Origin of the sequence: Campylobacter sp. 2018MI10 (genome assembly GCF_018501175.1) — a bacterium.
In the GTDB taxonomy this organism is placed as follows: Bacteria; Campylobacterota; Campylobacteria; order Campylobacterales; family Campylobacteraceae; genus Campylobacter_E.
On sequence record NZ_JAHCZD010000047.1, the window covers coordinates 1 to 1,069 of the forward strand.

Annotated in this window: 1 protein-coding gene; it reads right to left on the reverse strand. The window is 32.1% G+C overall.

All coding sequences use genetic code 11. From position 1 onward, the window contains the following. Window positions 1-55: 55 nt before the first annotated feature. The coding region (locus KJR01_RS09590; RefSeq protein WP_214119010.1) for a methyl-accepting chemotaxis protein at window positions 56-1,069 on the reverse strand (1,014 nt) is incomplete at its 5' end.

Below are 1,069 nucleotides of genomic sequence, written 5' to 3' on the forward strand. Positions count from 1 at the left end.
TATTAGGAACTAGCATACTAATTCCTAATAATAAGTTTATTTTTAAGCTAATGAATCAAGTTCTAAATTCATTTAGCTTTTTGTTTAGTTGTTCTGTCATCTCACTTAGATGATTTGCTGCTCCTGCTATTTCTTCTACACTTCTTGCGTTTTCATTAGTGATAGTATTCATATTATTTACTCCACTTAATATCTCGCTCATATCTTTACTTGTGCTTATATAATCATTTACAGTTGCTTCACTAATTTTTACAGCTTCACTCATTACTTTACCCATTTCATTAATTGTATCTTGGGTATTACTTGCTACTTGAGTTAATTTGCTAATCTCTGCTGAATTAGTGCTCATTTGCTCGCTTGCATCTTTAATACCTTGAACTATAACGCTTATTGTTGCATTTATTTCACTAAGGCTTTTTTGAGTTCTCTCAGCCAAACTTCTTACTTCATCAGCTACTACTGCAAACCCACGCCCATGCTCTCCTGCTCTTGCTGCTTCTATTGCAGCATTTAATGCAAGTAAGTTAGTCTGGTCTGCTACATCATTAATTATTTCTAAAATAGATTTAACATTATCAGCATCACGGCTTAATTGCTCAATTTTACTAGCTAAAGCACTTTCTATATCAGCACTATGATTTATTTGATTAGTTAATGAATTAATAGCATCGTTTGCTGATTTTATAAACTTACTTGCATTACTTAATTCATCTTTACCTTTAGCTGCACCAATTACACCTTTATCAAGGTTATCTTTAGTATTAGTTCCTTTATTAGCTACTTCTGTAACTATTACACTACCTTCTTCTGCACGCTTACCTGTTTGAAGACTTGTGTGGCTTAATTCATTTGCTATTGAAGCGTTTTCATTTGAGATATCTTTTGCTTGTGCTATTAGAATTCTTACTTTTTCTAAGAATATATTAATAGCTTTACAAGCTTGAGCTATTTCATCATTACCTTTATCATCTAGCTTTTTAGTTAAATCTCCATCTCCACTGCTAAGTTCGTTTGATTTAGCTGTTAGATTGTTTAGTGGGCGAGTGATTTGGAATTTTACGAAGATAAT